The organism is Gammaproteobacteria bacterium, from assembly GCA_003696665.1.
In the GTDB taxonomy this organism is placed as follows: Bacteria; Pseudomonadota; Gammaproteobacteria; order Enterobacterales.
The window spans coordinates 1-1,718 of record RFGJ01000533.1; the positions used below are offsets into that span (position 1 = coordinate 1).

Annotated in this window: 1 protein-coding gene and 1 CRISPR repeat array; the gene reads left to right on the forward strand. The window is 53.4% G+C overall.

The features are described 5' to 3' along the window. Positions 1 to 738: SDR family NAD(P)-dependent oxidoreductase (locus tag D6694_13215; GenBank protein RMH37711.1), on the forward strand; the 738-nt coding region annotated here is incomplete at its 5' end. A 246-nt stretch (positions 739 to 984) separates the two neighbouring features. Beyond that, positions 985 to 1,656: a CRISPR direct-repeat array (repeat unit 37 nt; unit sequence GTCGTAATCCCTTTTAAGCAGGGCAAAGCTCTCCGAC). Positions 1,657 to 1,718: the final 62 nt, after the last annotated feature.

Consider the following 1,718-nt stretch of genomic DNA (forward strand, 5'->3'; position numbering starts at 1 on the left):
GTTGTGACCGGTGGCGCATCCGGTCTTGGACGCGGCGTTGTTGAGACCATTGCGCGCGCAAATGGCAAAGTTTTCGTGTTGGATATCAATCAGGACGCTGGTCAAGCGCTCGCCGATGCCTACCCAGAATCGGTCCACTTCTTATCCACCGATGTGCAGGACGCAGAGCAAGTCGACGCTCATGTCCGGGAGGCGGCCGAGCGCATGGGTGGCCTTAATTTGGCGGTCAATTGCGCCGGCGTCCTAGGCAATGGCCGTTTACTCGGAAAAAATGGCCCAATGGACCCTGCCTTTTTCGCGCGTGTCATTCACATCAATTTGATTGGCGCGTTTCACCTTTCGCGCAGTGCCGCAGCTGTAATGGCAACACAACCGACAAACGCTTCAGGCGAGCGCGGCGTGATTGTCCACACAGCAAGCATTGCTGCTTTTGAAGGACAGTTTGGGCAAGTCGCCTATTCCGCGTCAAAAGCCGGCGTCGTGGGCATGCTGCTGCCCATGGCACGCGAGCTTGCCCGTAGCGGCATTCGTGTCATGGGCATTGCCCCGGGCATGTTTGAAACCCCGATGCTTGAAAACCTAAGCGACGACATTCGTGCACAATTGGCAGCCGGCATCCCCTTCCCTTCCCGTTTTGGCAAGCCGGAAGAATTTGCAGCACTCGTGCGGCACATTTTTGAAAACCCAATGCTAAACGGCACGGTCATTCGACTCGACGGGGCCGCACGGTTGCAATAAGCCACCGCGCTGGCTTTTTTGCCAGCGCGCCATTCATCACCAATCGTTTTTGTCTGTTCCAGTCGATATAGCAAGCGTTTGAGCATGCACCACACGCCACATGCTCGCGCGCACCTACTTGTGATTGCTGACCCTACAGCGAAACACAGTTCGACAGACTGTCGACTCAGACCATGCTTGTCCAACAACGGTTATTGCAAGCCCTACCCGACTTAACGCACTAATCAATGACTCAATTGAATGCCGGTTGAAATCCCTTTTAAACAGGGCAAAGCTCTCCGACTTGGGCGCTGGCGACACAGCCTACGACGCCATGTCGTAATCCCTTTTAAGCAGGGCAAAGCTCTCCGACAAGTGGTTATCGAGTAGCACATGATGACTGTTTGTCGTAATCCCTTTTAAGCAGGGCAAAGCTCTCCGACAAGACGGGGCCAGTCACGCTGGGGAGTTCTCAGGGTCGTAATCCCTTTTAAGCAGGGCAAAGCTCTCCGACGAAATTATTCAAACGCTCCTCGACGAGGAGTACGGTCGTAATCCCTTTTAAGCAGGGCAAAGCTCTCCGACGCGCCGCCTATCATACGGTCGTGCTGGGTTCGCTCGTCGTAATCCCTTTTAAGCAGGGCAAAGCTCTCCGACAACCTACAATAAAAGTTTTAGAAAGCGGTTGGCTGTCGTAATCCCTTTTAAGCAGGGCAAAGCTCTCCGACCTGGAACTCGATGATGAGTTCCACAAGTTTTGGGAGTCGTAATCCCTTTTAAGCAGGGCAAAGCTCTCCGACTTGTTGGTTCTTTCTACTATACCGTGTGTTGGTGTCGTAATCCCTTTTAAGCAGGGCAAAGCTCTCCGACGATAGGAGAAGCCCCAGAAGGGGCGAGAGTAGGTCGTAATCCCTTTTAAGCAGGGCAAAGCTCTCCGACCGCACGCTCCGAATAATAACGCAAAATCAATAGGTTGCAAAGGCCTTTGCGGAAATTTTCGA